This window comes from Pseudomonas sp. LBUM1669 (genome assembly GCF_059695705.1).
Map to the genome: position 1 here is coordinate 4,701,153 of NZ_CP166784.1, position 25,931 is coordinate 4,727,083.

Annotated in this window: 24 protein-coding genes; 9 read left to right on the top strand and 15 right to left on the bottom strand. The window is 59.3% G+C overall.

The features are described from left to right. Window positions 1–95: 95 nt before the first annotated feature. Genes arsC through ACA051_RS21800 form a run of 3 tightly spaced genes read left to right on the top strand, consistent with a single transcriptional unit; the run spans window position 96 to window position 1,469 of the window. Complete coding sequence (gene arsC / locus ACA051_RS21790; protein ID WP_497304647.1) at window positions 96–449, top strand: arsenate reductase (glutaredoxin); 354 nt, start codon at window positions 96–98, stop codon at window positions 447–449. Next, window positions 446–1,042 (top strand): NAD(P)H:quinone oxidoreductase, encoded by a 597-nt coding sequence (gene wrbA / locus ACA051_RS21795; protein WP_219097163.1) that lies wholly within the window; start codon window positions 446–448, stop codon window positions 1,040–1,042. Before arsC ends, wrbA begins: the two co-directional genes overlap by 4 nt. Before the next feature lies 1 nt (window position 1,043). Then, the gene (locus ACA051_RS21800; protein WP_497304649.1) at window positions 1,044–1,469 is read left to right on the top strand and encodes a DUF2069 domain-containing protein; all 426 of its coding nucleotides are present in this window, start codon (window positions 1,044–1,046) and stop codon (window positions 1,467–1,469) included. 90 nt (window positions 1,470–1,559) lie between these two features. Here ACA051_RS21800 and ACA051_RS21805 read toward each other — a convergent pair whose 3' ends face one another. Beyond that, window positions 1,560–2,234 (bottom strand): DNA-3-methyladenine glycosylase I, encoded by a 675-nt coding sequence (locus tag ACA051_RS21805; RefSeq protein ID WP_497304651.1) that lies wholly within the window; start codon window positions 2,232–2,234, stop codon window positions 1,560–1,562. A 131-nt stretch (window positions 2,235–2,365) separates the two neighbouring features. Beyond that, on the bottom strand, window positions 2,366–3,190 hold the full coding sequence (ttcA, locus tag ACA051_RS21810; protein ID WP_497371884.1) for a tRNA 2-thiocytidine(32) synthetase TtcA: 825 nt from the start codon (window positions 3,188–3,190) through the stop codon (window positions 2,366–2,368). 438 nt (window positions 3,191–3,628) lie between these two features. On the opposite strand from ttcA, the gene ACA051_RS21815 reads away from it, so the two are divergent. Both ACA051_RS21815 and ACA051_RS21820 read left to right on the top strand, forming a co-directional pair. Beyond that, window positions 3,629–4,231, top strand: a complete 603-nt coding sequence (locus ACA051_RS21815; RefSeq protein WP_497371886.1) for a Yip1 family protein — start codon at window positions 3,629–3,631, stop codon at window positions 4,229–4,231. 149 nt (window positions 4,232–4,380) lie between these two features. Further along, complete coding sequence (locus ACA051_RS21820; RefSeq protein WP_010457127.1) at window positions 4,381–4,875, top strand: SprT family zinc-dependent metalloprotease; 495 nt, start codon at window positions 4,381–4,383, stop codon at window positions 4,873–4,875. Window positions 4,876–5,009: 134 nt separating this feature from the next. Here the strand turns inward: ACA051_RS21820 and ACA051_RS21825 are convergent, their stop codons facing one another. Beyond that, a complete protein-coding gene (locus ACA051_RS21825) occupies window positions 5,010–6,191 on the bottom strand; it encodes a CaiB/BaiF CoA transferase family protein (RefSeq protein ID WP_497371888.1) in 1,182 nt (393 codons plus the stop codon). A 144-nt stretch (window positions 6,192–6,335) separates the two neighbouring features. Next, a complete protein-coding gene (locus tag ACA051_RS21830) occupies window positions 6,336–7,670 on the bottom strand; it encodes a dicarboxylate/amino acid:cation symporter (RefSeq protein ID WP_497304659.1) in 1,335 nt (444 codons plus the stop codon). A gap of 338 nt (window positions 7,671–8,008) precedes the next feature. Between ACA051_RS21830 and ACA051_RS21835 the strand changes: the two genes are divergently transcribed. Then, a complete protein-coding gene (locus ACA051_RS21835; protein ID WP_497310643.1) occupies window positions 8,009–9,007 on the top strand; it encodes an AraC family transcriptional regulator in 999 nt (332 codons plus the stop codon). Between the two features lie 146 nt (window positions 9,008–9,153). Here the strand turns inward: ACA051_RS21835 and ACA051_RS21840 are convergent, their stop codons facing one another. From ACA051_RS21840 to ACA051_RS21860, 5 genes are all read right to left on the bottom strand, one after another. Continuing rightward, window positions 9,154–9,510, bottom strand: a complete 357-nt coding sequence (locus tag ACA051_RS21840; RefSeq protein WP_497371890.1) for a DUF6124 family protein — start codon at window positions 9,508–9,510, stop codon at window positions 9,154–9,156. Between the two features lie 465 nt (window positions 9,511–9,975). Continuing rightward, complete coding sequence (locus ACA051_RS21845; protein WP_497371892.1) at window positions 9,976–12,051, bottom strand: immunoglobulin-like domain-containing protein; 2,076 nt, start codon at window positions 12,049–12,051, stop codon at window positions 9,976–9,978. 318 nt (window positions 12,052–12,369) lie between these two features. Further along, complete coding sequence (locus ACA051_RS21850; RefSeq protein ID WP_497304663.1) at window positions 12,370–13,716, bottom strand: ATP-binding protein; 1,347 nt, start codon at window positions 13,714–13,716, stop codon at window positions 12,370–12,372. After that, the gene (locus tag ACA051_RS21855) at window positions 13,713–14,390 is read right to left on the bottom strand and encodes a response regulator (RefSeq protein ID WP_497304664.1); all 678 of its coding nucleotides are present in this window, start codon (window positions 14,388–14,390) and stop codon (window positions 13,713–13,715) included. Before ACA051_RS21855 ends, ACA051_RS21850 begins: the two co-directional genes overlap by 4 nt. Before the next feature lie 182 nt (window positions 14,391–14,572). Then, window positions 14,573–15,175, bottom strand: a complete 603-nt coding sequence (locus ACA051_RS21860) for a hypothetical protein (RefSeq protein WP_497304665.1) — start codon at window positions 15,173–15,175, stop codon at window positions 14,573–14,575. A 147-nt stretch (window positions 15,176–15,322) separates the two neighbouring features. On the opposite strand from ACA051_RS21860, the gene ACA051_RS21865 reads away from it, so the two are divergent. Beyond that, entirely contained in the window at window positions 15,323–16,114 is a 792-nt protein-coding gene (locus ACA051_RS21865) for a dienelactone hydrolase family protein (protein ID WP_497304667.1), read from the top strand. Between the two features lie 177 nt (window positions 16,115–16,291). Then, window positions 16,292–17,017, top strand: a complete 726-nt coding sequence (locus ACA051_RS21870) for a 4'-phosphopantetheinyl transferase family protein (protein ID WP_497304669.1) — start codon at window positions 16,292–16,294, stop codon at window positions 17,015–17,017. 117 nt (window positions 17,018–17,134) lie between these two features. On the opposite strand, the gene ACA051_RS21875 is transcribed toward ACA051_RS21870, so the two are convergent. The 3 genes from ACA051_RS21875 to ACA051_RS21885 all read right to left on the bottom strand — a co-directional run bounded on the left by ACA051_RS21875 (window position 17,135) and on the right by ACA051_RS21885 (window position 19,988). After that, window positions 17,135–18,745: an ATP-binding protein gene (locus tag ACA051_RS21875; RefSeq protein WP_497304671.1), complete on the bottom strand. Its 1,611-nt coding sequence runs from the start codon at window positions 18,743–18,745 to the stop codon at window positions 17,135–17,137. After that, window positions 18,742–19,455 carry a response regulator gene (locus ACA051_RS21880; protein WP_497304673.1) on the bottom strand — a complete coding sequence of 238 codons (714 nt, stop codon included), beginning with the start codon at window positions 19,453–19,455 and terminating at the stop codon, window positions 18,742–18,744. The genes ACA051_RS21875 and ACA051_RS21880 overlap by 4 nt, the downstream gene beginning before the upstream one ends. Before the next feature lie 398 nt (window positions 19,456–19,853). Next, a complete protein-coding gene (locus ACA051_RS21885; RefSeq protein ID WP_497371894.1) occupies window positions 19,854–19,988 on the bottom strand; it encodes a hypothetical protein in 135 nt (44 codons plus the stop codon). Between the two features lie 199 nt (window positions 19,989–20,187). On the opposite strand from ACA051_RS21885, the gene ACA051_RS21890 reads away from it, so the two are divergent. Next, window positions 20,188–23,082, top strand: a complete 2,895-nt coding sequence (locus ACA051_RS21890; RefSeq protein WP_497304674.1) for a ribonucleoside-diphosphate reductase subunit alpha — start codon at window positions 20,188–20,190, stop codon at window positions 23,080–23,082. 319 nt (window positions 23,083–23,401) lie between these two features. Here ACA051_RS21890 and flgE read toward each other — a convergent pair whose 3' ends face one another. The 3 genes from flgE to flgC are packed head-to-tail and all read right to left on the bottom strand — an operon-like array spanning window position 23,402 to window position 25,928. Continuing rightward, on the bottom strand, window positions 23,402–24,715 hold the full coding sequence (gene flgE, locus ACA051_RS21895) for a flagellar hook protein FlgE (protein ID WP_497371896.1): 1,314 nt from the start codon (window positions 24,713–24,715) through the stop codon (window positions 23,402–23,404). A 31-nt stretch (window positions 24,716–24,746) separates the two neighbouring features. Next, on the bottom strand, window positions 24,747–25,469 hold the full coding sequence (gene flgD, locus ACA051_RS21900) for a flagellar hook assembly protein FlgD (RefSeq protein ID WP_497304677.1): 723 nt from the start codon (window positions 25,467–25,469) through the stop codon (window positions 24,747–24,749). A 15-nt stretch (window positions 25,470–25,484) separates the two neighbouring features. Then, a complete protein-coding gene (gene flgC, locus ACA051_RS21905) occupies window positions 25,485–25,928 on the bottom strand; it encodes a flagellar basal body rod protein FlgC (protein ID WP_010457154.1) in 444 nt (147 codons plus the stop codon). Window positions 25,929–25,931 lie beyond the last annotated feature (3 nt).

A 25,931-nucleotide genomic window follows, 5' to 3' on the forward strand; every position in this document is an offset into this window, starting at 1 on the left:
ATTGAATGCGCCTGCGACCCATCGCCTCCCGAGGTTCTGGATTACGCGCTGCACAGTTAGAATAGCCGCCACCTTACGCAAGATGCGACCCGCACATGACCGATCTGACGCTTTATCACAATCCGCGCTGCTCGAAATCCCGCGGTGCGCTCGAACTGCTGGAAGCCCGAGGCCTGACGCCGACCGTGGTCCGCTACCTGGAAACCCCGCTGGACGCCGCGCGAATCCAGAGCCTGCTGACCAAACTCGGCATCGGCGCCCGGCAACTGCTGCGCACCGGTGAGGACGAGTACAAAACCCTCAACCTGGCCGACAGCAGCCTGAGCGAGGCGCAATTGATTGCCGCCATCGCCGCCCACCCCAAACTCATGGAACGACCGATTCTCGAAGTCGGCGACAAAGCCATCATCGGCCGTCCGCCGGAGAATGTGCTGGAGTTGCTGCCGTGAGCGCGCCGTACATTCTGGTTCTGTATTACAGCCGCAGCGGCTCGACCAATGAAATGGCCCGGCAGATTGCCCGTGGCGTCGAGCAGGCCGGGATGGAAGCGCGCCTGCGCACGGTCCCGCCGATCTCGACCGAATGCGAAGCCGTGTCGCCGGACATCCCCGATGAAGGCGCGCTGTACGCCAGCCTCGACGACCTGAAGCACTGCGCGGGCCTGGCCATGGGCAGCCCGACCCGGTTCGGCAATATGGCCGCGCCGCTCAAGTACTTCCTCGACGGCACCAGCAATCTTTGGCTGACGGGCGCGCTGGTGGGCAAGCCGGCCGGGGTGTTCACCTCTACCGCGAGCCTGCACGGTGGCCAGGAAACCACGCTGCTGTCGATGATGTTGCCGTTGCTGCACCACGGCATGTTGATCACCGGCCTGCCGTATAGCGAATCGGCCCTGCTGGAAACCCGTGGCGGCGGCACGCCGTATGGCGCCAGTCATCACGCCGGGGCGGATGGCAAACAGGGTTTGAATGAACACGAAGTCGCGCTGTGCCGGGCCCTGGGCCTGCGTCTGGCGAAGACTGCGCAAAAACTGGGGAACTGACGTGGCGAAAAAGCCGAAGATTCTGCCCTCGATCGAATGGCTCGAACCGCGGGTCCGGGCGATGCGCGCGATCAGCCTGCTGTGCTTTTTCGGGCTGGTAGGGCTGCTGTGCGTCTATTACCTGGTATTTGCCGACCTGCACGGTGCCAGGCCGTGGGTGATTTTGCTGATCGAACTGGTGCCCCTGCTATTGCTGGCGCCGGGGATGATCATCGGCAGCGCACGGGGGCATTCGTGGATGTGTTTTGTGGTGAATCTGTATTTCATCAAGGGCGCACTGGCCGCGTATGACCCGAACCGGCAGCTGTTTGGTCTACTGGAGATGGGCGCGAGCCTGGCGGTGTTCTGCTCGGCGCTGCTGTATGTGCGGTGGCGGTTTCAGTTGAATCGCAAGTTGGCGGGTGAAGGCGAGATCTCCGTCGCCTGATCTGACGCCTTCGCGGGCAAGCCTCGCTCCTACAAGGGCGCCACCGTACCTGTAGGAGCGAAGCTTGCTCGCGAAAGGCGCAACTCGGTGTTAATGGTTGACGGTATACGCCAGCATCATCGAAATCTGGCTCATCGCCCGCCCGCCACTCTGCTCATGCCACTGGTTGAACACATCCTGCACCAACGCCAGGTCCCGCTGGCTGGTCGGCACCTTGTCGACGATCTTCTGCGCGTTCAGCCCCGCTACCACGTCATAGCTCGGCACAAACGTGTCCTTGCCGACCATGCGCAAGAAACGCGGTGCCGACAGCCCACCCAATTGATGGCCGCGCTTTTTCAGGTAGGTCCACAGACCGACGATATCCGTCACCGGCCAATCGGCGATCAATGCGCCAAAGCTGCCCTGCTCATGCGCCACGTCCAGCACGAACTGCGCATTGCGCGGCACGCTCTTGAGCTTGCCCAGGTGACGGATGATCCGCGCGTCCTGCATCAGGCGCTCAAGGTGTTCGGCGCTCATCAGCACGACCTTTTCCGGGTCGAACTTAAAGAACACTTCTTCGAACGACGGCCACTTGGCATCCACCAGGCTGTGCTTGAGCCCGGCGCGAAACACGCGCAGGGCCATGGTCGAGAGGTAGCGGTCGTCGCTGATCTTGCGCAATTGCGCCGGGGTCTTGGGAACGGGCAGATGGGCTTCCAGTTCAGCTGCTGAGCCGAAGCGGTTCAGACAGTATTCGTGCAGCCACTTGTAATCGCGCATGCCCTCTCCTGATGAATAAGTGAATAGACCACTGTGGGAGCCAGCCTGCTGGCGATGGCGGCGGGTCAGTCAACAATGAGGTGTCTGACCCACCGCGATCGCCAGCAGGCTGGCTCCCACAGTGATTGTGTTTAGAGGTTGACGACGTTGACGAACCGCGAAGCGGCGGTTTCATCAATCTTGAGGCTGGTGAAGTCGAACAGGTTACGGTCCGCCAGCTGCGACGGCTGCACGTTCTGCAAGCTGCGGAAAATGCTTTCGGTGCGGCCCGGGGTATTGCGTTCCCACTCTTGCAGCATGTCCTTGACCACCTGACGTTGCAGGTTTTCCTGGGAACCGCAGAGGTTGCACGGGATGATCGGGAATTGCTTGAAATCCGAGTAGGCCTGAATGTCTTTCTCGTTGCAGTAGGCCAGCGGCCGGATCACCACGTTGCGGCCGTCGTCGGCGCGCAGCTTTGGCGGCATGGCCTTGAGCGAACCGTTGAAGAACATGTTGAGGAAGAACGTCTCGACGATGTCGTCGCGGTGGTGACCGAGGGCCATTTTGGTCGCGCCGATTTCGTCGGCAAAGGTGTAGAGCGTGCCGCGACGCAGACGCGAGCAAAGCGAGCACGTGGTCTTGCCTTCCGGGATCAGCTCCTTGACCACCGAGTAGGTGTCTTTCTCGACGATGTGATATTCGATGCCCAGCGCTTTCAGATAGGCCGGCAGCACGTGTTCAGGGAAGCCGGGCTGCTTCTGGTCCATGTTCACGGCCACGATCTCGAACTTGATCGGAGCGACCTTCTGCAAGTGCAAGAGCACGTCGAGCAGGGTGTAGCTGTCCTTGCCACCGGACAGGCAGACCATGACCTTGTCGCCGTCTTCAATCATGTTGAAATCGGCAACAGCCTCCCCCGCCTGACGGCGAAGGCGCTTTTGCAGTTTGTTCTGATTGACCGTAAGAGTGCCCATGACGCGAAATCCGTGAGGGTGACGAAAAGCCGGCATTTTACGCAAAAACCCATCGTCAGCGAAGTGCCTGGCGACTGCACTTTATCTGAGCTGAGCATCCCCCTGTGGCGAGGGAGCTTGCTCCCGTTGGGTCGCGCAGCGGCCCCGAAACCATCCTGTCCCATTGTGTCAGACAAACCCCGTCGACCGTTTTTGCGACTGCTGCGCAGCCGACCGGGAGCAAGCTCCCTCGCCACATAGGTCGCGCAAGACCCTGCGGCGATTAGCAGGGAGGTTTACAGCGCAATTTGCTCTAACGCCCTGCAACCTGCGCCGTTAAGACCTTTCTATACTGCGACATAAGGTCGCACACATATCCAGACCTTTGACTTACTTGGCCACTTTGGCCTGTAGGCGCTCCACTGGGGGGCGACGGTAAAAACAAGAGGAGTGACTGGCATGATCCATCACGTAGTGGGGCTCTTCACCCACCCCGACCAGGAATGGAAAGAAATCCGTGGCGACCAAGAGGAAAGCATCAGCCACATGTACCTGACTCACACGCTGATTCTGGCGGCAATTCCCGCTGTGTCGGCGTTTATCGGCACCACTCAGGTCGGTTGGGTTATCGGCAATCGAGCGCCGGTCATGCTGACGCAGGAAAGCGCGCTATGGATGACGATCATGTCATACCTGGCGATGCTCGGCGGCGTCGCGGTCATGGGCGCATTCATCCACTGGATGGCCCGTACCTATGACGCCAATCCAAGCCTGGCCCGCTGCGTTGCATTTGCGACCTACACCGCGACCCCGCTGTTCATCGGCGGTCTGGCGGCGTTGTACCCACATATGTGGCTGGGGATGATCGTCGGGACGGCGGCCATCTGCTACACGGTGTACTTGCTGTATGTGGGGCTACCCACTTTCATGAACATTCCATCAGACGAGGGCTTCCTGTTTTCCAGTTCGGTACTTGCCGTAGGCCTGGTGGTGCTGGTCGCCATCATGGCGTTTACAGTGATTGTCTGGGGACTCGGCGTGGGGCCGGTCTACACCAGTTAGCAACTCACCACCCAAAAACAAGATCTGCCAACACAGGCCGCCGCAAGGCGGCCTTCTAATGTGTGAGAGGTAACGACCATTCGGCGCCTCGGCGATTCGCAAGGCCCCAGGGTTGCGGCATACTCGACGTCTCTGGAGATCCATCAAGCATGCCCGAGCAACTCAATACCCGCGTCGAAGACTGTTACCAACTGGCCGAATCCTTTTTCAAACGAACCTTCAAACGTCCCGTGGTGAGCCTCAAGCTGCGCGGTCAAAAAGCCGGTGTCGCGCATTTGCACGAGAACCTGCTGCGCTTCAATCCGCAACTGTACCGGGAAAACACCGAAGACTTCCTCAAGCAGACTGTGGCCCACGAAGTGGCGCACCTGATCGCCCACCAACTGTTTGGCGACCGCATTCAGCCGCACGGCGAAGAGTGGCAACTGATCATGCGTGGCGTGTACGAACTGCCGCCCAATCGCTGCCACACCTACGACGTCAAACGCCGCAGCGTGACGCGCTACATCTACAAATGCCCGTGCGTTGACAGCGATTTCCCGTTTTCGGCCCAGCGCCATGGTCTGGTGAGACAGGGGCGGCGGTATTTGTGTCGGCGCTGCCGGAGCACGTTGGTGTTCAGTGGGGAGATGCGGGTCGAATAGTCAGGTTGTGGTGTTTCGGCCGGCCTCTTCGCGGGCAAGCCTCGCTCCCACAGGATCTGCGTCGTTCATAAATCTTGTGCTCAATTCAATATCTGTGGGAGCGAGGCTTGCCCGCGAAGAGGCCGGTACAGTCGCTAGAGAATCACCTTGGCACGGCGCAATTCTGCAATACGCTCAGCACTCAACCCCAACTCCTCCAACACCTGATCCGTATGCTGCCCCAACACCGCGCCGATATGCCGTGGCTCCGGCAACCCCTCTGAGAACTTCAACGGGCAGGCCATTTGCAACTGCGCAGAACCATCCCCCCGTGGCACCCGCGTCACCAACTTCCGCGCCTGCAGCTGCGGATGCTGCACTGCCTCGCCCACACTCAGCACCGGCTCGACACAGGCATCGACCCCGGCAAACAACTCGCACAACTGCGCAAAGTCATGCTTCTCGAATTCGGCTTTCAACTCATTCTTCAGCGCCCGTTGCTCGGCGGGTTTGGGCGACAGGCCCTTTGCCGCCAGTTCCGGCCGTCCCAGCGCGCTGCACAGTTGCTGCATGAAGGCCGGTTCCAGACTGCCCACCGATAACCAGCGCCCGTCTCGCGAGCGGTAATAGTCGTAGAAACTGCCGCCATTGAGCATCTGATCCTCCCTGCCCGGCTCCACGCCACAGGCCAGGTACCCGGCGCCGGCCATAGCGTTCAGGCTGAAGGCGCAGTCGGTCATGCTCACATCCAGATGCTGCCCCACCCCGGTCTGATGCCGGGCGATCACCGCCGCCAGCAACCCGATCACTCCATGCAACGAGCCGCCGGCGACATCCGCCACCTGCATGCCCAACGGCAGCGGCCCGCTCTCGGTGCGGCCGGTGTAGCTCGCCAGCCCCGCCAGCGCCAGGTAGTTGATGTCGTGGCCGGCGCGGTCCTTGTAGGGGCCGGTCTGGCCATAACCGGTAATCGACACGTAGATCAGCCGTGGATTGATCGCCTTCAACGCGTCATAACCCAGGCCCAGGCGTTCCATCACACCGGGGCGGAACTGCTCCAGCACAATATCGTGGTCCGCCAGCAACTGCTTGATCACCTCCAGCGCCTCGGGCTGTTTGAGGTCCAGCGCCAGGCTGCGCTTGTTGCGATTGAGGTAGGCGTGGCTGGCCGATACCCCGTGATCGTGCGGCGGCAACACCCGCAGCAAATCCATGCGGGTCGGCGATTCGATGCGCAAGACTTCAGCGCCCATGTCCGCCAGCAACAACGAGGCAAACGGCCCCGGCAGCAGTGTCGAGAAATCCAGAACCTTGAGTGATGCCAGTGGACCGGGCATGAGCGACCTCCGTGAACGATGCCTCCAGCCTAGGCAGGCAAACGCATTGCAGCAATCACCTGAAGTGTCAGCAGCGGTGACCGTTACGCTCAAATCCCGGGCAAGAAAAAACCCGCCGAAGCGGGTTTTTCATTTCAGGCAGTCTTACTTGACGTTAGTCGGGGTTGGACCTTCGGCCACACCCAGATCGTCTTCTTCACGAGTGTCGGAGATACCGCGACCACCGGAAGCCAGCTCGACTTGCAGCTTGTCTTCATCCAGCTCTTTCACCCACTTGGCCACGACCAGGGTCGCAACAGCGTTACCAACGAGGTTGGTCAGTGCACGGGCTTCGGACATGAAGCGGTCGATACCGAGGATCAGCGCCAGGCCGGCAACCGGCAGAGTACCCACAGCCGATAAGGTGGCCGCCAGCACGATGAAGCCACTGCCGGTCACACCGGCCGCACCTTTGGAGGACAACAGCAGCACCAGCAGCAATGTGATCTGGTGAGTGAGGTCCATTGGGGTATCAGTCGCCTGAGCGATGAACACAGCGGCCATGGTCAGGTAGATCGAAGTACCGTCGAGGTTGAACGAGTAGCCGGTCGGGATCACGAGGCCGACAACGGATTTCTGTGCACCCAGGCGTTCCATTTTGATCAGCATGCGCGGCAGAGCGGATTCCGAAGAGGAAGTACCCAGCACGATCAGCAGCTCTTCACGGATGTAGCGAATCAGCTTCAGCACACTGAAACCGTGCGCGCGGCAGATGGCGCCCAGCACCAGCACCACAAACAGGATGCAGGTGATGTAGAAGCAAATCATCAACTGGCCCAGCTGCACCAGCGAGCCGACACCGTAGGCACCGATGGTGAACGCCATGGCGCCGAAGGCACCGACTGGAGCGAGCTTCATGATCATGTTGATGATGTTGAACATCACGTGGGCAAAGCGATCGATGAAGTCCAGCACCGGCTTGCCGTAAGCACCCAGGCGATGCAGCGCGAAACCGAAGATCACCGAGAACATCAGCACTTGCAGGATGTCGCCGTTGGCGAAGGCCCCGACGATGGTGTTCGGGATGACGTTGAGGATAAAGGCGATGATGCTCTGGTCTTTACCGGCCGAGATGAAGCCAGCAATTTTGCTGGTATCCAGGGTGGTCACGTCGATGTGCATGCCGGCACCCGGTTGCACGACGTTAACCACGACCAGGCCGATCAACAGCGCGATGGTGGAAACAATTTCGAAGTACAGCAGCGCATAGCCGCCGGTCTTGCCCACCGATTTCATGTTCTGCATGCCCGCGATACCGCTGACGACGGTGCAGAAGATGATCGGTGCAATGACCATTTTGATCAGTTTGATGAACCCGTCACCCAGCGGCTTGAGGGCCACACCGGTCTGCGGGTAGAAGTGACCGAGCAAAATGCCGATGGCAATAGCAACGATCACCTGGAAATACAGGGATTTGTACAGTGGCTGACGAGTCGTCATTGCAAAGTTCCTCAAGAGTGCCCCGTGACAACATCCATCTGTTGCCCAAGACACTTCAATTGCGAACCCTCCTGCACTGGAGGGATTTGTTTTGTCGAGCTGCGCACGGCAGGCATCTGCTCGTTGCATCGCAAGGCCCGTGCCACCTTCGTCAAAAAACCTGCGCGCCTTTTGACATCAAGGGTTACAGGTTCAACCTTGTCACCGACCGGTTACAACAATGTGGCGGATTTCCGCCCATCGACCAGACCTCGTCCTACAATTTGGCGGATATCCGCCTGTTCATCGTCAGGACTGGCGACTACCATCCGTCGTTCAATGCGTCGGACCTGCCTGCTATGCGTGAACGCACCATCGCCAGTCATTTCGCCCGTGCCGTCCTCGGTGGCGCGCGCCGCTTGGGTTATGACTATTCAAACCTGCTGCAACAACTCGGCATCAGCCCCGAGTTGCTGGAGGAGCCGCGTGCGCGGATTGCGCCGGAACAGTTCACGCGATTGATCCAGGGGTTGTGGCTGGCCCTCGACGACGAGTACCTCGGTTTCGGGCCGACACCCAGTAAAACCGGGACTTTCGCGATGATGTGCCACGCCGTGATCCACTGCCGCAACCTCGATAAGGCTCTGCATCGCGGCTTATTGTTTTATAGCCTTTTCCCCGAGGGCCCGCGCCTGACCCTGACCCGCGAAGACGAAATGGTCCGCCTGAGCCTCGATGATTCGAAGTTCCAGGACCCCGACCATTTCCTCACCGAAAGCCAATTGATGGTGTGGCATCGCCTCGGCAGCTGGCTGATCGGCCAACGCATTCGGCTGGAGCAGGCGACGTTCAGTTATCCACGGCCCGAGCACGGGGCCGAATATGACTTGCTGTTCCCCTGCCCCATGGTGTTTTCCTCGGCGCAAAGCAGCCTGCTGTTTCATAGCCGCTACTTGAACATGCCGTTGTTGCAGGACGAACGCACCCTCAAGCATTTCCTCCAACACTCCCCCGCCGACCTGCTGTCGCGTCCGGATGACGGCGACAGTCTGAGCAGTCAGCTGCGCCGCTTGCTCAGCCGCGACAGTGCACGCTGGCCGGACCTGGAAGCGGTGGCCGCGCACCTGCACATCAGCCCCCAGACCTTGCGCCGGCATTTGCGTGAAGAAGGGTCGAGTTTTCAGGAATTGAAGGATCAGTTGCGGCGGGACATTGCGATTTATCACCTGGGGCGGGCGGATCTGTCGTTGCAGCAGATTGCCGAGCAGTTGGGGTTTTCAGAGCCTTCGGCGTTTCACCGGGCTTTCAAGAAATGGACCGGGTTGACGCCGGGGGCCTATCGCGCGCAAGAGAACTGAATCTGCGTTGAATTGACTGGCCCCTTCGCGAGCAAGCCCGCTCCCACATTGATCTCGGGGATCCACAAATTTTGTGATCACCGAAGCCCCCTGTGGGAGCGGGCTTGCTCGCGAAGAACGATAACGCGGTCTACCTGACCGAACGCCTACGCCGGATCAAGCCTGTCCAGCATCCGATTCACCGCCAACTCCCCCAGCATCACCACCTGTTGAATCCCCAGCACCGTGTTGCGATGCGGCCCCTCCATCAACCCTGCAAAATTACTCAGCATCACACTTGCCGACGCCATGGATTCACAGGCGTTGACCAGCAGGGTCTCGTCATCGGTATCAGCGGCCACGAAGTAAATCGTGCTGGGTTTGCGCGGCGTGTCTTTGGGGATGACCGGTTTGAGGTAGTAATCGAGGGCGCGGTCGGCGGCTTCGTTGATTTTTTTGGAGTCGGCGGTTTCGTAGGGGGAAACGTCGTCGGATTCTGGTGGGTTGGGTGTGATCTTGAACATATGAAGCTCCGTGATTGGTTGAGCCACCACGACCTATCGCTAAACAAGTAAAGGTGGCGGCTGTACGCAGGTTAGCGATCCGGGACACAGAAACCCCGGGTAGACCTCGAAGGTCTCCCGCGCACAGCCACCATTACGCGAATTGCAGGCACTAAAAACTGCAATCAACTCTTGGGCGCTTTTACGTCTGTGATGGGATCGGATCGCTAAACCCGATCGCTGATTCGTCAGCGACCCGCAAACGATAGAGCCCGCGCCCAAGGCGCACAAGCCGGCGGATTCTGGCGTAGTCGTAGGCAGCGGCGCAAGGATGTGTAGCCTGAGTGAGTGTCTGGAGATGTCTTTTAAACGTCTCCGTTTATTGCTTGATCAGATACCAGTAGGAAGGAAGGCAGGGACGAACAAAAAACAACAAATAAATGCGTCCCCTTTTCCCTTGCCTTCCTTTTCCCCTCGAGTCTTTCTCTATGAGTAATTCAACGGAATGATCGCAAATGCTTTGGCGCTGGTAACATACGGCACCCCGTTTGCAGGTGCGTTGACGGGCAGTGTACCTATTATGGGAATAGATCGCTGTGTTGACCCGTCCGGACGGAACCATTCTGTAATACAAGTAATCCAGTTTCGATTCAAATTATCGACCCTGATTGTCGACACCCAACCTCTTCTAACATACCCATCATTACCCATTTGAGTCATCGACGGATATTGTGGAAGGTTATCCACCTTATATTTGTCATACCTGATACTCATAGGGGAAATAAACCTGTTAAGCAAAATTGCATCCCCCGTCTGCCCTTGTTCTCGAGCCCAAACCACTGCCTGCTGGGGCGTCAGCATTGTGGGGCTGAACACCACTTGATATACATTAGAGACTGTTACCGGATACTTGCCGGCGCTGCCGTTAGCGTCTTCAACTTCAATATAGGTACTCCCATTCATGCGCCCCGTAACCTTTCCTTCCTGGGAGACAAACGCAATACTCGAGTTGCCCGACTTATACGTTATCGGTAGTTGCCCCGTAGTCGGCCGGCGCGTTGCGTTGTTATTGTTGATGGGGTCATCCGTTTCATTCCACCCACTCACATAGACCGCTAAACCGTTCAGTTCCATTGTCGATGTGTCGATAATCAAGGGGCGAACAACATTAAAATGCCACGGCGGAGTAGATACCAACTTACTTCCGTATAGCGCTTTGGCCGTGAAGCTTTGAGAACCTACCGCCACGGTGACAGAAACGGTCCATCTGCCGTCAGTTTGACTGGTTTGAACAGGCGGCCCTGCAGCGGCGTTCATATTGAGGATCTGGACCAACTGGCCTTTGCTTGCCTTGCCTTCCAAGGTCACGTTCACATCAGTGATCGTGTCACCCGGAAGAATTGCGCTCCCCCCGGATTTTCTTACCGAGGTGATGGTTGGCCTTTCATCCACTACAGGCTCACCAATCACCTGCGCCCTGGCGGGCGTCGAGGTAGCGATAACCGTACCGTTTCGGACCAACTGATACACCACCGTCAACGTGCTCCTGGCGATGATCTTGTTGTTTGGAATACTCCACACAAACTGACTTGGTACTTGCGTGATAGGCGAGGTTTCTTCGTGAGTCGCAACGACACCGCCATTCAACTCGGCGGTAAAAACCAGCTTGATCGAATCGCCCACTTTCCAGATCGTTTCAATAAGGTGGATCAACGCCGATAAGGGATTACCGTTCAATTTTGCGAGGTCCACAGTATTGGGATCGTCATTGTTCTCGGACGGGATTTCTCGCAGGATTGCCGCCGAGAGATTGAGACGGCCAAGGTGAACATCTATCTCTTTGGTGGACGACTGGTTGGAGTTGCCCAGCTGGTCAAAAACGCGAAAATCAACCTGCAGGTACGGGTTGTCACCCACCTGCTGGAACGCGTCGGTGAACAGTGTTTTGGTCACCGGCACCGAAGCGTCGGTGATCTCCCAATCAACCGACTCATCGCCTAACTGAAAGCGAATGCGGTCATAGGCTCGCCGGTTGGAATAGGTGAACCCGAACGCCACGCCTTGCGCCGCCCGTGCGGCGCTGACCCCATCCTTGATCACATCGGGCGGGATCACCAGATCCAGCCCCTGCGGCGCTGGCTCACCGGGAGTTCGCAGGTAATACAGCACATTCAAATCCCGAGAGTCTTCGCTGCTGTTCCCACTGACACGGGTGACCTTGTAATGCAATCGGTTGACGCCGTTGCGCAAGCGGCCGTGCGGCACATACAGCCGGATGCGCTGTTGTTCCTCTCCCGGAGCGACGGTTTTACCGGTAACGGGCGTGGGGTCGTCATTGACATACAAGTCAACGCGATCATCAACGGCCATGGTCCTGGAGAGAAGTTGAAGCTCCTGCCATGGATCAACCAGGCATTCGAGGCCCCGTGCCTGTCCATCGTAGAGGGATTTTGGAATACCGCCGTGAGCGAGATCGGCAGGTTTCACCGGCGACACCCAACCTGGGATGTGCACCGGAAACAGTACAAATATTGCGTTCAACGCCGCTGACTGGATGTCCATTATTTTCTCCCTGAGTGTGAGGTTTTTAGCCCTCTCGGGCCCCAAGGCCATCACACACTGGTAGGGAGAAACCGGCTACTGTCAGAAATAACAGGTCAGCGGCGTTTTGCGACGAATGGTCAGCTCATAAGTCGGGTTGATGCGGGGCTTTTCATGTTTGACAGAAGTGATTATTGGGTTGAACTGGCGGGCCTCATCGCGAGCAGGCTCGCTCCCACAGGTTTCGAGTCAGAACACAAACGTTGTGAACGACATAGCCTACTGTGGGAGCGGGCTTGCTCGCGATGAGGCCCGTCGGAACACCATCAAACCCTGCGATCAAACCACCGGAAAATGAATCCGGAACGCCGCCCCGCCCATCGGCGAATCCCCCAGCGTCAGCTTCGCGTTGTAGCTCTCGATAATGTCCTTGACCACCGCCAACCCGATCCCCTGCCCCGGATGCTGGCGATCCAGCCGTTCACCCCTTTGCAGAATCCGCGCACGCTGATCCGACGGTACGCCCGGCCCGTCATCTTCAACGCACAACTCAACCCCGGCGAGGGTTTCGCGCACGCTGATGCGTACTTCGCTCAGGCACAGCCGATAGGCGTTTTCCAGCAGGTTACCCATCATTTCCAGCAAGGCGCCCTGTTCGATCGGCACGTAGCACTGATCCGGCAAATCAAAAGCGACGCGCACGCGTTTGTCGCGGTAGACCTTGTCCAGCGTGTCGCAGAGGCTTTGCAGCACCGGTTGCAGGCGCACCTGGTGGCGTACCAGGCCGCTTTTGCGCAGGCTGGCGCGTTGCAGTTGATAGCCGATCTGCTGGCTCATGCGTTCGATCTGGGTTTGCAGCACCCACGCCTGATCGCGGTTTTCCGGGCGCTGGGCCATGTCTTCGCTGACGCCTTGCAGCACGGTCAGCGGGGTTTTCAGGCTGTGGGCCAGGTCGTCGAGGGAGTCGCGGTAGCGGCTGCGCTGCTCGCGTTCGCTGTGGAGCAAGCGGTTAAGGGAGCCGGTGAGGCGCAGCAGTTCGCGCGGGTGTTGTTCGCTGAGGCTTTCGCGGGCGCCGCTTTCGATTTCGTCGAGTTCCTGACTGAGTCGGCGCAAGGCCTGCAAGCCCCAGGTCAGGCCGATCCACAGCAACGCGAGCAGCACCAGCAACGCGGCGCCGAAACCGAGGTAGAGGTTTTCGCGCAGGCCTTCGAGGGTGACTTCGTATTCACGCACCGGTTGCAGGGCGACGATGCTGAACGCCGCGCTTTTGCCGCCGAGCAGTTTGACCTCGACGTCGTAGACGAAGAATTCCTGACCGTCGGCCTCGCTAATGCGCGCGAACTCATTGCCGCGTCCGTCGTAACGCGGTTTGTAGTTGATCTTCTCTTCGCCGGTGGCCTTCGAGCGCCAGACCAAATGACCTTCGCGGTCATAGATGTAGCCGAGCAAGCGGCTGTCGGTCAGGTTAAAGCGCTCATCGGGCAACTGCGCCGGCATCTGCAGGGAGTTGTTTTCCACCCGCGCGGCGGAAATCAACGTGTTTACGTCCGACGCCAGGCGTTGCTCGATGGAATCCTGTAACGCCAGGCTGAACGCGCCCTGCATCGCTGGCAGTAACGCCAGCATGAACAGCACCGCCAGGGTGGCGGCGGCAAGCATCAATCGGACACGAAGGGAGCGAATCAAGTGCAGCGCTCATTGAACAGGTAGCCGAGACCACGCACGGTGTCGATCGGTTTGAAACCGGCCGGGCCTTCGAGTTTGCGGCGCAGACGGCCGACCAGCACTTCGATGACGTTCGGATCGCGCTCGTCGTCATCCGGATAGAGCTGCTCCATCAAGCGGTCCTTGGCCACCACTTGCTGGTGATGCCGCATCAGGTACTCGAGGATTCGATACTCGTAGGCGGTCAGCGCCAGCGGTTGTTCATCGAGGGACGCTTGTTTGCGATTGAGGTCGAGCAGCAGCGGCCCGGCGACGATGGTCGACTGGGTGAAACCGCTGGAGCGGCGCAGCAAGGCATTCAGGCGCGCATCGAGCTCTTCGAACTGGAACGGCTTGACCACGTAATCGTCGGCGCCGGCGGCGAGGCCTTCGACCTTGTCCTGCCAGTTGCCACGCGCGGTGAGGATCAGGATCGGGAAGGTCTTGCCGCGCGAGCGCAGGTGACGGATCAGGTCGAGCCCGCTTATGCCCGGCAAGCCGAGGTCGATTACCGCCAGGTCATGGTTGAACTGCTCGGTCTGGTACAGCGCCTCCTCGGCGTTGGCCACGGACTCGACCACGTGGCCGCTGTCCGTCAGGCGGGTTTGCAGGTGATGGCGCAACAGCGCTTCATCTTCGACGACCAGCAGTTTCATATCGCTCTCCTAGGCAAATCGTTATCTCCAGCAGCACAGTGTTCAGTCAGCTCGTGGAACCTGTGGGAGTGAGCCTGCTCGCGATAGCGGTGCGTCAGTCGACATCAATGTCGAATGTGCTGGCCCCATCGCGAGCAGGCTCGCTCCTACAGGGATTGTGCTTATCTGACAGACATTACTTATCAGAAAGCGTAGTTCGCCGACAGGTAGGTCTGGGCGCTGCTGGTCAGGTCCAGCGAACCCTGTTTGCTGCCACCGCGCTCGCTCATCTCGGTGCTGGCGTTGCTGCGCAGGTAACGGTAACCCAGCTCGACCGAGGTGTTTTGCGACACTTGCTGCAACACGCCAACCTGGCCGCCGATGGCGTAACCGATGTTGCTGTCGCGGCTGAAACCTGGGGATTCCTGGGTCATTTTGGTCAGGCCGGCCGTGGCACCGCCGAACAATTTGGTGCTGCTGCCCACCGGGTAGAACAGATCGTAGCTGCCCAACAGGTTTTCCTGACGCAGTTTAATGCCATTGTGCGAACCCGACACGTTGTCGTAAGTGGCGTAGTAGCGGCCCTGGCTGTTTTGCTGGCCCAGACGCACACCCCAGGTGGTGTCCTTGCCGATCACGCCGTCGGCGTTCGGGCTGTTGAGGTTGTCATTCAGGGCGTGGGACTTTCTGACCTTGTCGCTGGTCTGTCCAAGAGTAAGGCTGGCGAAATTGTCGTTGGAGGCGTAAGCCGCGGTGCTCGCGCCCAGGACGGTGAAAGCCAGAAGCAGTTTTTTGAAGTGAGTCATTGGGGAGTTTCCTCATGCGCTATTTGCTTTTTGGGTACGGGGCAAGGTTACGCGCCCACCCCTGAACTCCCCCTGAACGCACTCTGAACCTGAGCTGAATCAACTCCACCCGGCTGTTTTGATGACTTTTATGTAGGAGATCTGACCATGCGCGTTTTTCTCGCCCTTTTATTACTGGCCTTGAGCGGGCTCAGCCACGCCGCAATCAAGACTGAGGAAATCCCCTATCAGAGCCCCGACGGCACGAAGCTGATCGGCTATTACGCTTACGACGATGCTATTAAAGGCCAACGTCCGGGCGTGGTGGTGGTGCACGAATGGTGGGGCCTCAACGACTACACCAAGCGCCGCGCCCGCGATCTGGCCAGTCTGGGTTACAGCGCACTGGCCATTGATATGTATGGCGATGGCAAGAACACCGAGCATCCCAAGGACGCCATGGCCTTCATGCAAGCGGCATTGAAAGACAGTGCCGCGTCCAGCGCCCGTTTCCAGGCCGGGCTCGATTTGCTGAAGAAACAGCCACAGACCAATCCGGATAAAGTCGCTGCCATCGGTTACTGCTTCGGTGGTGCCGTGGTGCTGAATGCAGCGCGTCAAGGCGTGCCGCTGGCGGGCGTGGTGAGTTTCCACGGCGCGCTGGCGACCAAAACGCCGGCAACGCCGGGCAGCGTGAAAGCGAAAATCCTGGTGGAGCATGGCGCGCTGGACAGCATGGTGACGGCGGATAATGTCGCGGCGTTCAAGGCTGAGATGGACAAGGCCGGGGCTGATTACCAGTTCGTCAGCCTTGAGGGCGCCAAGCACGGGTTCAGTAATCCGGACGCGGATCGGCTGGGCCACGGCGACCATGGTGGGCCGGATATCGGCTACAGCAAAGCGGCGGATGAAAAGTCCTGGGCGGATATGCAGGCGTTTTTCAAGAAGATTTTTGGTTGAGCAGAAAGACCGAGGCGTGGCCTTCGCGGGCAAGCCTCGCTCCTACAGGTTTTGAGCCGATCACGAAATGGCGGAACAACACAAAACCTGTTGGAGCGAGGCTTGCCCGCGAAGAACGATAACGCGGTCTAACGTCAGGACTACCCAGCCACAAGGCAACCCGGCAAAATGCCCGACATGAATTCCACCCCCGCCCTACCCGCCTGCTGCACCCCGCTCGATGCCCATTGGCCGCTGCCGTTTGTGCTGCCTGATACGGTGCTGTTGAGCACGCATTTCGATACCTCCCTACTGGCCAGCGATGATTTCCAACGCAGTGCCATCGAGCCGCCAGCGAGCATCCAGCGCTCGGTCGCCAAGCGTCAGGCCGAGTTTCTGGCCGGCCGGGTCTGCGCCCGGGGGGCGTTGCAGCAGCTGGAAGGGCTGAGTTTCAGCCCGGCCATCGGTGAAGACCGGGCGCCGGTCTGGCCTGCGCATATCAGCGGCTCAATCACCCACAGCACCGGCCGGGCTGCGGCGATTGTGGCGAAAAAAGCTGATTGGCGTGGTTTGGGAATGGACCTGGAAAACCTGCTCAACCCTGAACGGGCCGAACGCCTGGCCGGGGAAATCCTCACCCCGCCGGAATTGCAGCGCATGGCCGCAGGCCACAGTGATCAGTTGGCGATGCTGGTCACGCTGACGTTTTCGGTGAAGGAGAGTCTGTTCAAGGCGCTGTATCCGATTGTTCGGCAGCGGTTTTATTTTGAGCATGCTGAGGTGCTGGAGTGGACCGAGGCGGGTGAAGTGCGGCTGCGATTGCTCACGGACCTGTCCAGCGAATGGCGCAATGGCACCGAGCTGGAGGCGCAGTTTGGGGTGGTGGATGGGCAGTTGTTGAGTCTGGTCAGTATCAAGGCTTGAGATCTTTAGTGTCGGGTCGGGCCTCTTCGCGGGCAAGCCTCGCTCCTACGGGGGCCTACGCGAACGCTGTAGGAGCAAGGCTTGCCCGAGAAGGCGATGGAACATTCACCACACCTCTCAGCGCTTCTCCTGATTCCGCGGCCAACTCAGGCTGAAGCACGCCCCGCCCAGACTCTTGCTCTTGCTGATCAACGCCCGCCCGTCATGCCAATGGATGATCCGTCGCACGATGGAAAGTCCCAAGCCATGCCCACCCGAGGCCCGGGTGCGGCTGTCATCAAGGCGCAGGAACGGCGTGAAGATTTTCTCCCACGCCGACTCCGGCACACCCGGCCCGTCGTCTTCGATGTCTACCCGGCAACGCTGCTGCCCCACCTGATAGCTGACGGTCACCCGCGACGAAGCATGGCGCATGGCGTTGCTCACCAGGTTCTGGATCGCCCGGTGTAAATAGCGCGGCTCGGCCTCGACCCAGGCATCGTCGCAATCGGCGGCGGACAAACACAACCCGCGCTGCACGGTGACGTCGGCGCGTAACGGCGCCAATTCCTCGATCACTTGATTGATCAACGCATCCAGATCGATCCGCTGGAAATTCAGCGCTGGCGAGCCCTGCTCCAAACGCGCGTAGGTCAGCATTTCGTCCACCAGCTTGTCGAGGTCCTCGATGTCGTGGTCCATGCCTTCGCGGTATTTCTCCAAGGCCTGCGGTGTAGTGGCCGAGCCGATCATTTCCAGGCCAAAACGCAGGCGCGCCACTGGAGTGCGCAATTCGTGGGACACCGCGCGCACCAGTTCACGCTGGATCGCCAGCAACTGCTGCAAGTGCTCGGCCATGCCGTTGAACGCCGAGGCCAGTCGCCCCACCGAATCCGCGCCGCGCGCCGGCACGCGGGTTTCCAGGCTGCCCTTGGCAATGCGCGTGGCGGCGGCTTCGAGGCCACGCAAGCGGCGCTCAAGTTGTCGCACCAATAGATAGACAATCAAACCGATCAGGCTCAAACCAAGGGCCGCGATCAGCACCAGCCATTCGGGCGGATAAGGATTCATCTGGTACAGCGGGCCAATTTCCAGGACCCACGGCGTGCCGACCATGCCGGCGAACACCCGGATCGAATCACCGCCCTTGCCCAGCGCCATCACGGTGTCGCCTTCGGAGATACGGCGACTCTGGTCTTCGTCCATGTCCGCCTGGTCGACGGTGACCAGGCGCAAGTCGAAACCAAAGCCCTTGTCTTGTTTCAATTGCGCCAGACGCTTGGGCTGTTCGGCCACCGGCACACGCACCAGTTCGTCGGCCAGCAGGTAGATAGTCGCTCGCGCCAGTTGCTCGCTGATCTGCTGGACTTCACCGGTGAGAACAAGCTGTTCCTTGTCGCTGACCAGTCGATACACCTTCGCCGCATGCGGGCCGGTCTGTTCCACCAGCGCCTGGCCGCGCAGGACGCGGGTGCGCTGCGTCAGGTCGAGATCGGTCTGGGCGAAGGTCTTCAGCGCCAACGGAATCCCGAGCAAACGCTCCCACACCAGCAAGGCCCGGTGGCGCTCGGTTTCGTTCATGGGGTTCAGGTTGTCGGCCATCAGCGAAAAGGTGCCGTGAGCCAGGCGTTCGCGGTATTGCTCGCTGCGCACCTGGTTGAGCAGGTGCAAGGCCAGTACGCCAAGCACCGCGACCAGAATCAGCGCCGCGCACATGCCGCCGTAGATGCGCAGGAAGATCGAGTTCACAGGGTGCAGGCTTCCGGAACGAACAGATACCCTTTACTGCGGATGGTTTTGATCAGTCGCGGGTGCTCCGGGTCGTCGCCGATTTTCGGGCGGATGCGCGAGATGCGCACGTCGATGGAGCGATCCTGGCCGTCATAGCCGATGCCGCGCAGGGCGGTGAAAATCTCTTCCCGGGACAGGATGCGCCCGGCGTTGGCGACCAGCAGCCACAGCAGATCAAATTCGGCGCTGGTGAGTTCGATGCCGCTGTCATTCAGCCAGGCTTCGCGCAATGCGTTGTCCACCACCAGCGGGCCGAACTGCAGGCGCCGTTGTTTCACCGGGGCCACTTCAGGGGCTTCACTGCGGCGCAACAGCGCCTGGATGCGCGCCAGCAGCAGACGCGGGCGCACCGGTTTGCACACGTAGTCGTCGGCGCCCAAATCGAGGCCGAGAATCTGGTCAGTGTCGTCGGTACGGGCGGTGAGCATCAGGATCGGGCCGTCATACTTGTCGCGGACTTTGCGGCAAATGCTCAGGCCGTCTTCGCCCGGCAGCATCAGGTCGAGGATCACCAGGTCCGGCTTTTCATTGATGATGCGGGCCGCGGCCAGGGCGCCATTACCCTCGATCGATACGCGCAGGCCATTGGCTTCCAGGTATTCGCGGGTCAGTTCGGCCAGACGCTGGTCGTCCTCCACAATCAATACCTGCCAGGCTTCTTGCTCCACGGTGACCTCTGCTTGCCAACAACACTTATAAGGAAGGATCCGCCCGTCTTTTTGTAATGATTGGGGAGGATAAGAATGCGTACACACTGGCCGATTGTATAAACGCCGAGCGCCGAGAACACAAGCCGGCAAATGCGTTCGGACAACGCGATTTTTTGTGATAGGGTTCGCGCCCTTAAAAATCCGAATGACTGTCTTCAGTCGCTGAAAATCAGTGAAAAACGGTCCGCTCCAGCTAGGTCGCGGCCTACACGCCCGTTCCACGTTTCACACACAATTTACGCACAGGTTTATCCACAGGTAGTACGTTGCAACACCCTCCAAAACGCATTATCTTGTACCTCGGCGCGAAAAAAACCCTACATGTAGGGTTTTGACTGAAAAAGCCCAACCACATTTCAGACCAGAAACTCAAGCGCTTTATTGCTGTTTCCGGTTGAACCAAGCGTGATTTTGAAAGCCCAAACCGCACCTGCGGATGGCACCGTTTTTTGAGGCCAGAACAGCCGGAACGGTACGGGTGTTGCAGTCATTACTGTCACCCTGAATGGAATCCGGTTTCGGGCCCCGGCTCGCGACCAAAGACTTCGGCAAGGAAGCGGCATCATTAGCCTTTTCCTACTGTCCCGAAGTTGTTATGCCCGACGCCCGTCGGTTGTAGTGCTTCAGGACAGAACGGTGGGCACCATGAAGGTGCTCAAACAAACATAGAGAATGTGGAGACACTCCCCCATGCAAACCGACACAACTCGCGAGAACCCGCAGGGCACCTTGCCGCAGGCCGCTGATTCGACTTCGGATCTGTCCGCCACCGCGCCTGGCCAACTGCGCGTGATCAAGCGTAACGGCACTGTCGTTCCTTATACCGATGACAAGATCACCGTCGCGATCACCAAAGCGTTTCTCGCAGTTGAGGGCGGCACCGCTGCCGCCTCGTCGCGAATCCATGACACCGTTGCCCGCCTGACCGAACAAGTCACCGCGACCTTCAAGCGTCGCATGCCTTCGGGCGGCACCATCCACATCGAAGAAATCCAGGACCAGGTCGAACTGGCCCTGATGCGTGCCGGCGAGCAGAAAGTGGCCCGCGACTACGTGATCTACCGTGACGGTCGTTCGAAAGAACGGGCTGCCCACGCACCGGCGGAAGAAGCAGTCAACGCTCACCCGTCGATCCGCATCACCCGCGCCGATGGCACCTTTGCTCCTTTGGACATGGGCCGCCTGAACACCATCGTCACTGAAGCGTGCGAAGGCCTGGAAGAAGTCGACGGCGACCTGATCCAGCGCGAAACCCTGAAAAACCTGTACGACGGTGTGGCCCTGACCGACGTCAACACCGCCCTGGTGATGACCGCCCGTACCCTGGTCGAGCGTGAGCCGAACTACTCGTTCGTGACCGCCCGCCTGCTGATGGACACCCTGCGTGCCGAAGGCCTGAGCTTCCTGGAAGTTGCCGAAAGCGCGACTCACCACGAAATGGTCGACCTGTACGCCAAGGCCTTGCCTGCGTACATCGCCAAGGGTATCGAATTCGAATTGCTGAACCCGGTCCTGGCCACCTTTGACCTGGAAAAACTCGGCAAGGCGATCAACCACGAGCGCGATCAACAGTTCACCTACCTGGGCCTGCAAACCCTGTACGACCGTTACTTCATCCACAAGGACGGTATCCGCTTCGAACTGCCGCAAATCTTCTTCATGCGCGTGGCCATGGGCCTGGCGATCGAAGAGAAGCAGAAAGAAGACCGTGCGATCGAGTTCTACAACCTGTTGTCGTCCTTCGACTACATGTCGTCGACTCCGACCCTGTTCAACGCCGGTACCCTGCGTCCACAGCTGTCGAGCTGCTACCTGACCACCGTGCCGGATGACCTGTCGGGCATCTACCACGCGATCCACGACAACGCCATGTTGTCGAAATTCGCCGGCGGCCTGGGCAACGACTGGACCCCTGTTCGTGCATTGGGCTCGTACATCAAGGGCACCAACGGCAAATCCCAGGGCGTCGTACCGTTCCTGAAAGTGGTGAACGACACCGCCGTTGCCGTCAACCAGGGTGGCAAGCGCAAAGGCGCTGTGTGTGCCTACCTGGAAACCTGGCACATGGACATCGAAGAGTTCATCGAGCTGCGCAAGAACACCGGTGATGATCGCCGTCGTACCCACGACATGAACACCGCCAACTGGATCCCTGACCTGTTCATGAAGCGCGTCTTCGATGACGGCCCGTGGACCCTGTTCTCGCCATCCGAAGTTCCGGACCTGCACGACCTGACCGGCAAGGCCTTCGAAGAGCGTTACGAGTACTACGAAGCCCTGTCCCAGTACCCAGGCAAGATCAAGCTGTTCAAGACCATCCAGGCCAAAGACCTGTGGCGCAAAATGCTGTCCATGCTGTTTGAAACCGGCCACCCATGGCTGACCTTCAAAGACCCGTGCAACCTGCGCAGCCCGCAGCAGCACGTCGGCGTGGTTCACAGCTCGAACCTGTGCACCGAGATCACCTTGAACACCAACAAGGACGAGATCGCCGTTTGCAACCTGGGCTCGATCAACCTGCCGAACCACATCGTCAACGGCAAGCTGGACACCGCCAAGCTGGAACGCACCGTGAACACCGCCGTTCGCATGCTCGATAACGTGATCGACATCAACTACTACTCGGTGCCGCAAGCGAAGAATTCCAACTTCAAGCACCGTCCGGTCGGCCTGGGCATCATGGGTTTCCAGGACGCTTTGTACCTGCAGCACATTCCTTACGGTTCCGACGCGGCCGTCGAGTTCGCCGACAAGTCGATGGAAGCGGTCAGCTACTACGCGATCCAGGCTTCCTGCGACCTGGCCGACGAGCGCGGCGCCTACGAGACGTTCCAGGGTTCGCTGTGGTCCAAAGGCATCCTGCCGCTGGATTCGCAACAGATCCTGATCGAGCAACGTGGCCAGAAGTACATCGACGTTGACCTGAACGAATCCCTGGACTGGGCACCGGTTCGTGCCCGTGTGCAGAAAGGCATTCGTAACTCCAACATCATGGCCATCGCACCGACCGCGACCATCGCCAACATCACTGGCGTCTCGCAGTCGATCGAACCGACCTACCAGAACCTCTACGTGAAATCGAACCTGTCGGGCGAATTCACCGTGATCAACCCGTACCTGGTTCGCGACCTGAAGGCCCGAGGTCTGTGGGACTCGGTCATGATCAACGACCTGAAGTACTACGACGGTTCGGTGCAACAGATCGAGCGCATCCCGCAAGAACTCAAAGAGCTCTACGCGACGGCTTTCGAAGTGGACACCAAGTGGATCGTTGACGCGGCAAGCCGTCGTCAGAAGTGGATCGACCAGGCTCAATCGCTGAACCTGTACATCGCTGGCGCCTCGGGCAAGAAGCTGGACGTGACCTACCGCATGGCCTGGTACCGTGGTCTGAAAACCACTTACTACCTCCGTGCCCTGGCCGCGACCAGCACCGAGAAGTCGACCATCAACACCGGCAAGCTGAACGCTGTTTCCAGCGGCGGCAACCACGGTGAAGATTCGGTCCTGGCAGCACCTGCCGGCCCTGCTCCAGTGCCAAAGGCTTGCGCCATCGACGAGCCGGATTGCGAAGCTTGCCAATAAGCTGAGCCGGTGAGCGCTGAAAAGCGCTTGCCTGGATAACCCCCGATCAGTCCTCTGGATTGTCGGGGGTTTTCTTTTGACTGGAGGAAAGTGGTGGCCGGGCTGACGCCTTCGTCGGAACGCCGCCCGGAGCAGTCTCGCTCCTACAGGGGACCGAGTTGGCTCGGAGGAATGCGATCAACTGTAGGAGAGAGCCTGCTCCGGGCGGCGTTCCGACGATGAGGCCAGCACTGATAACCAAGATGTCTACGCCAGGGACAAATCCCGGCCATAAAAAAGCCCCTCTTGCGAGGGGCTCTTTATTCAGCGCCAGCCTGCATCAGGTCATCTGAATGATGGTCTGCATGATGGTGCTCTGGGTGGAGATGGTCTTGGCGTTCGCCTGGTAGTTGCTCTGCGCCTTGATCAGCTCGACCAATTCATTGGTCAGGTTGACGTTGGACTCTTCCAGGGAGTTGGAAACCACCGAACCCAGCGTACCGGTTTTCGGTGCATCGACACCGGCCACGCCCGAGGCAAAGGTTTCTTTCCAGCGGGTACCGCCGATTGGCTGCAGGCCTTGCTCGTTGGCGAAGCTGGCGACCGCTACCTGGCCGATGGCCTTGGTTTGCTGGTTGCTGAAGTTGGCGGTCATGACACCGCTTTCGTCGATGGTCAGGCTGGAGATCTGGCCAGTGGCGTAGCCGTCCTGATATTGCTGGGTACGGGCCGTCGCCGAGTTGAAAGAGGTGGTCTTGGTCATGTCGAAGGTCAGGCCACCGGTCGCCGGAACCGAACCGTTAGGACCCCAGACTTTCGGCGTCACGTTGGCATTGGTCACCACGCCTGGCACCCAGCCGGTCAGTTTGAAGGTTTTGCCGGTCACGGCAAAACCCGCACTGCCGGTCATGGTGTTGACGGTACCGTCAGAGTTGAACGTCACGGTGGCAGTCACTGGCACCGGTGGCTCGGTGGCCGGGTTGGAAGGCGAACGACCGTCCACATAGGAATGTATGGTCCAAGCGTTAGTACCGGTTTTTACGTAATACTGATCCAGAGTGTGCTGGTTACCCTGGCTGTCGTAGATCGGGGTGGAGATTGGCTTGTTATAGCTCAATGGCTCGGCCGGGTTGAACGGCGTAACGGTCGGAAGGGTTTCCGAGGAGTTAAGGTTCATGGTCTGGTCGACGCGAGTGGTCGCCTTTGGCGACAGGCTCGAGGTGTCGATCTTCAGGTCGGTCAGCACGCCATTGATGATCTTGCCGTTGTCATCAACGCCGTAACCTTGCAGACGGTTACCGTTGTTGTCGATCACGTAGTTTTCAGCGTCAGTCTTGAACGCACCGGCACGGGTGTAGCTCAGGGAACCGTTGTCGCTGAGGATGAAGAAACCGTTGCCCTGGATACCCATGTCCAGCACGTTGCCGGTGTTGTTCACGTCGCCCTGACTGAACTGCTGGGAAACGTTGGCCAGACGCACGCCGTTGCCGATGGTCTTGCTGCCGGTACCCAGGCGCGTGGCCGAGTACACGTCTTCGAATTCTGCACGGGACGATTTGAAACCGGTGGTCGCGACGTTGGCGATGTTGTTGCCGGTCACGTCCAGTTGTTTGTTGGCTGCATAGAGACCGCTAAGGCCGATATTGAAAGACATATTCCACTCCTTTGTGCCGTGTTAGTCGGCTCTATATACCAATGGTCTGTACTTTGGACAGGGCAACGCTGCCCAGGCCTGCCAGGTTCAGCATCAACTCACCGCCGGTCTGGCTGATGGTCACGCTATTGACGGTTGCCGGCAGGTAAGTCACCAGCGAGGTCGCCTTGCTGTCGTAGGTTGCGGTGGCGGCAAATTTGTATGTGCCAGCCTTGGCCACTTCGCCCGCATCGTTCTTGCCGTCCCAGATGAAACTGGCGTTGCCGGCCTTCTGACTGCCCAGGTCGATGGTGCGGACCACTTTGCCATCGGCGCCGGTGATCTTGATCGTCACCGGATCCACCGATGCCGGAACCACGGCCGTGCCGTTGAAGCTCTTGGAGGTATCGACGACCGCTGTGTCGGTCTGCGCGACCACCGAGCGGCCCACCAGCGAAGACGCTTGCAGCGCTTGCGACGAGTTGTAGTTGCCGGCAATGCCGCTGACCGTTTCGTTCAGCGTGGTGATGCCTTCCAGGCTACTGAACTGCGCCAACTGGGCCACGAACTCGCCGTTGTCTTGCGGTTCCAGCGGGTTCTGGTTTTTCAGCTGGGTGACCAGCAATTGCAGGAACGCATCCTTGCCCAACGCCTTCTTGCCAGTGGCGCTGTTGGTCGCTGCGGTCAAACCGTCAGCACCGGTATTGGTCTTGACCGACGAATTGGCCAGGACGTCCTTGATGTTCAAGCCGCTGGTGGTATCGGTAACACTCATCTGAGTCGCCCCTTATCACTGACCGAGGGTCAGGACCTTCTGCATCATGGTTTTGGCGGTGTTCATCATTTCGGCGTTGGTCTGGAACGAGCGACTGGCGGAAATCATGTCGGCCATTTCTTCGACGACGTTGACGTTCGGGTAGTAGACGTAGCCCTTGGCATCGGCGGCCGGATGGTTCGGCTCGTAACGCGCGTCAAGGTTGCTCTGGTCTTCGACCACGCCCAGCACTTGCACGCCTTGACCGGCGGCGTCCTGGTTCTGGAACAGCGAATCGCTGCCGCCGCTCTGTCCGCCCTGGAACATGGTGGCGAACACTGGGTGACGGGCGCGATAGGTCTGGTCGATGCTCGACGAGACGGTTTCGGCGTTGGCGATGTTCGAGGCCACGGTGTTCAAGCGCGTGGTCTGGGCACTCATGCCGCTACCGGCAATGTTGAAAACACTGGATAGAGACATGAA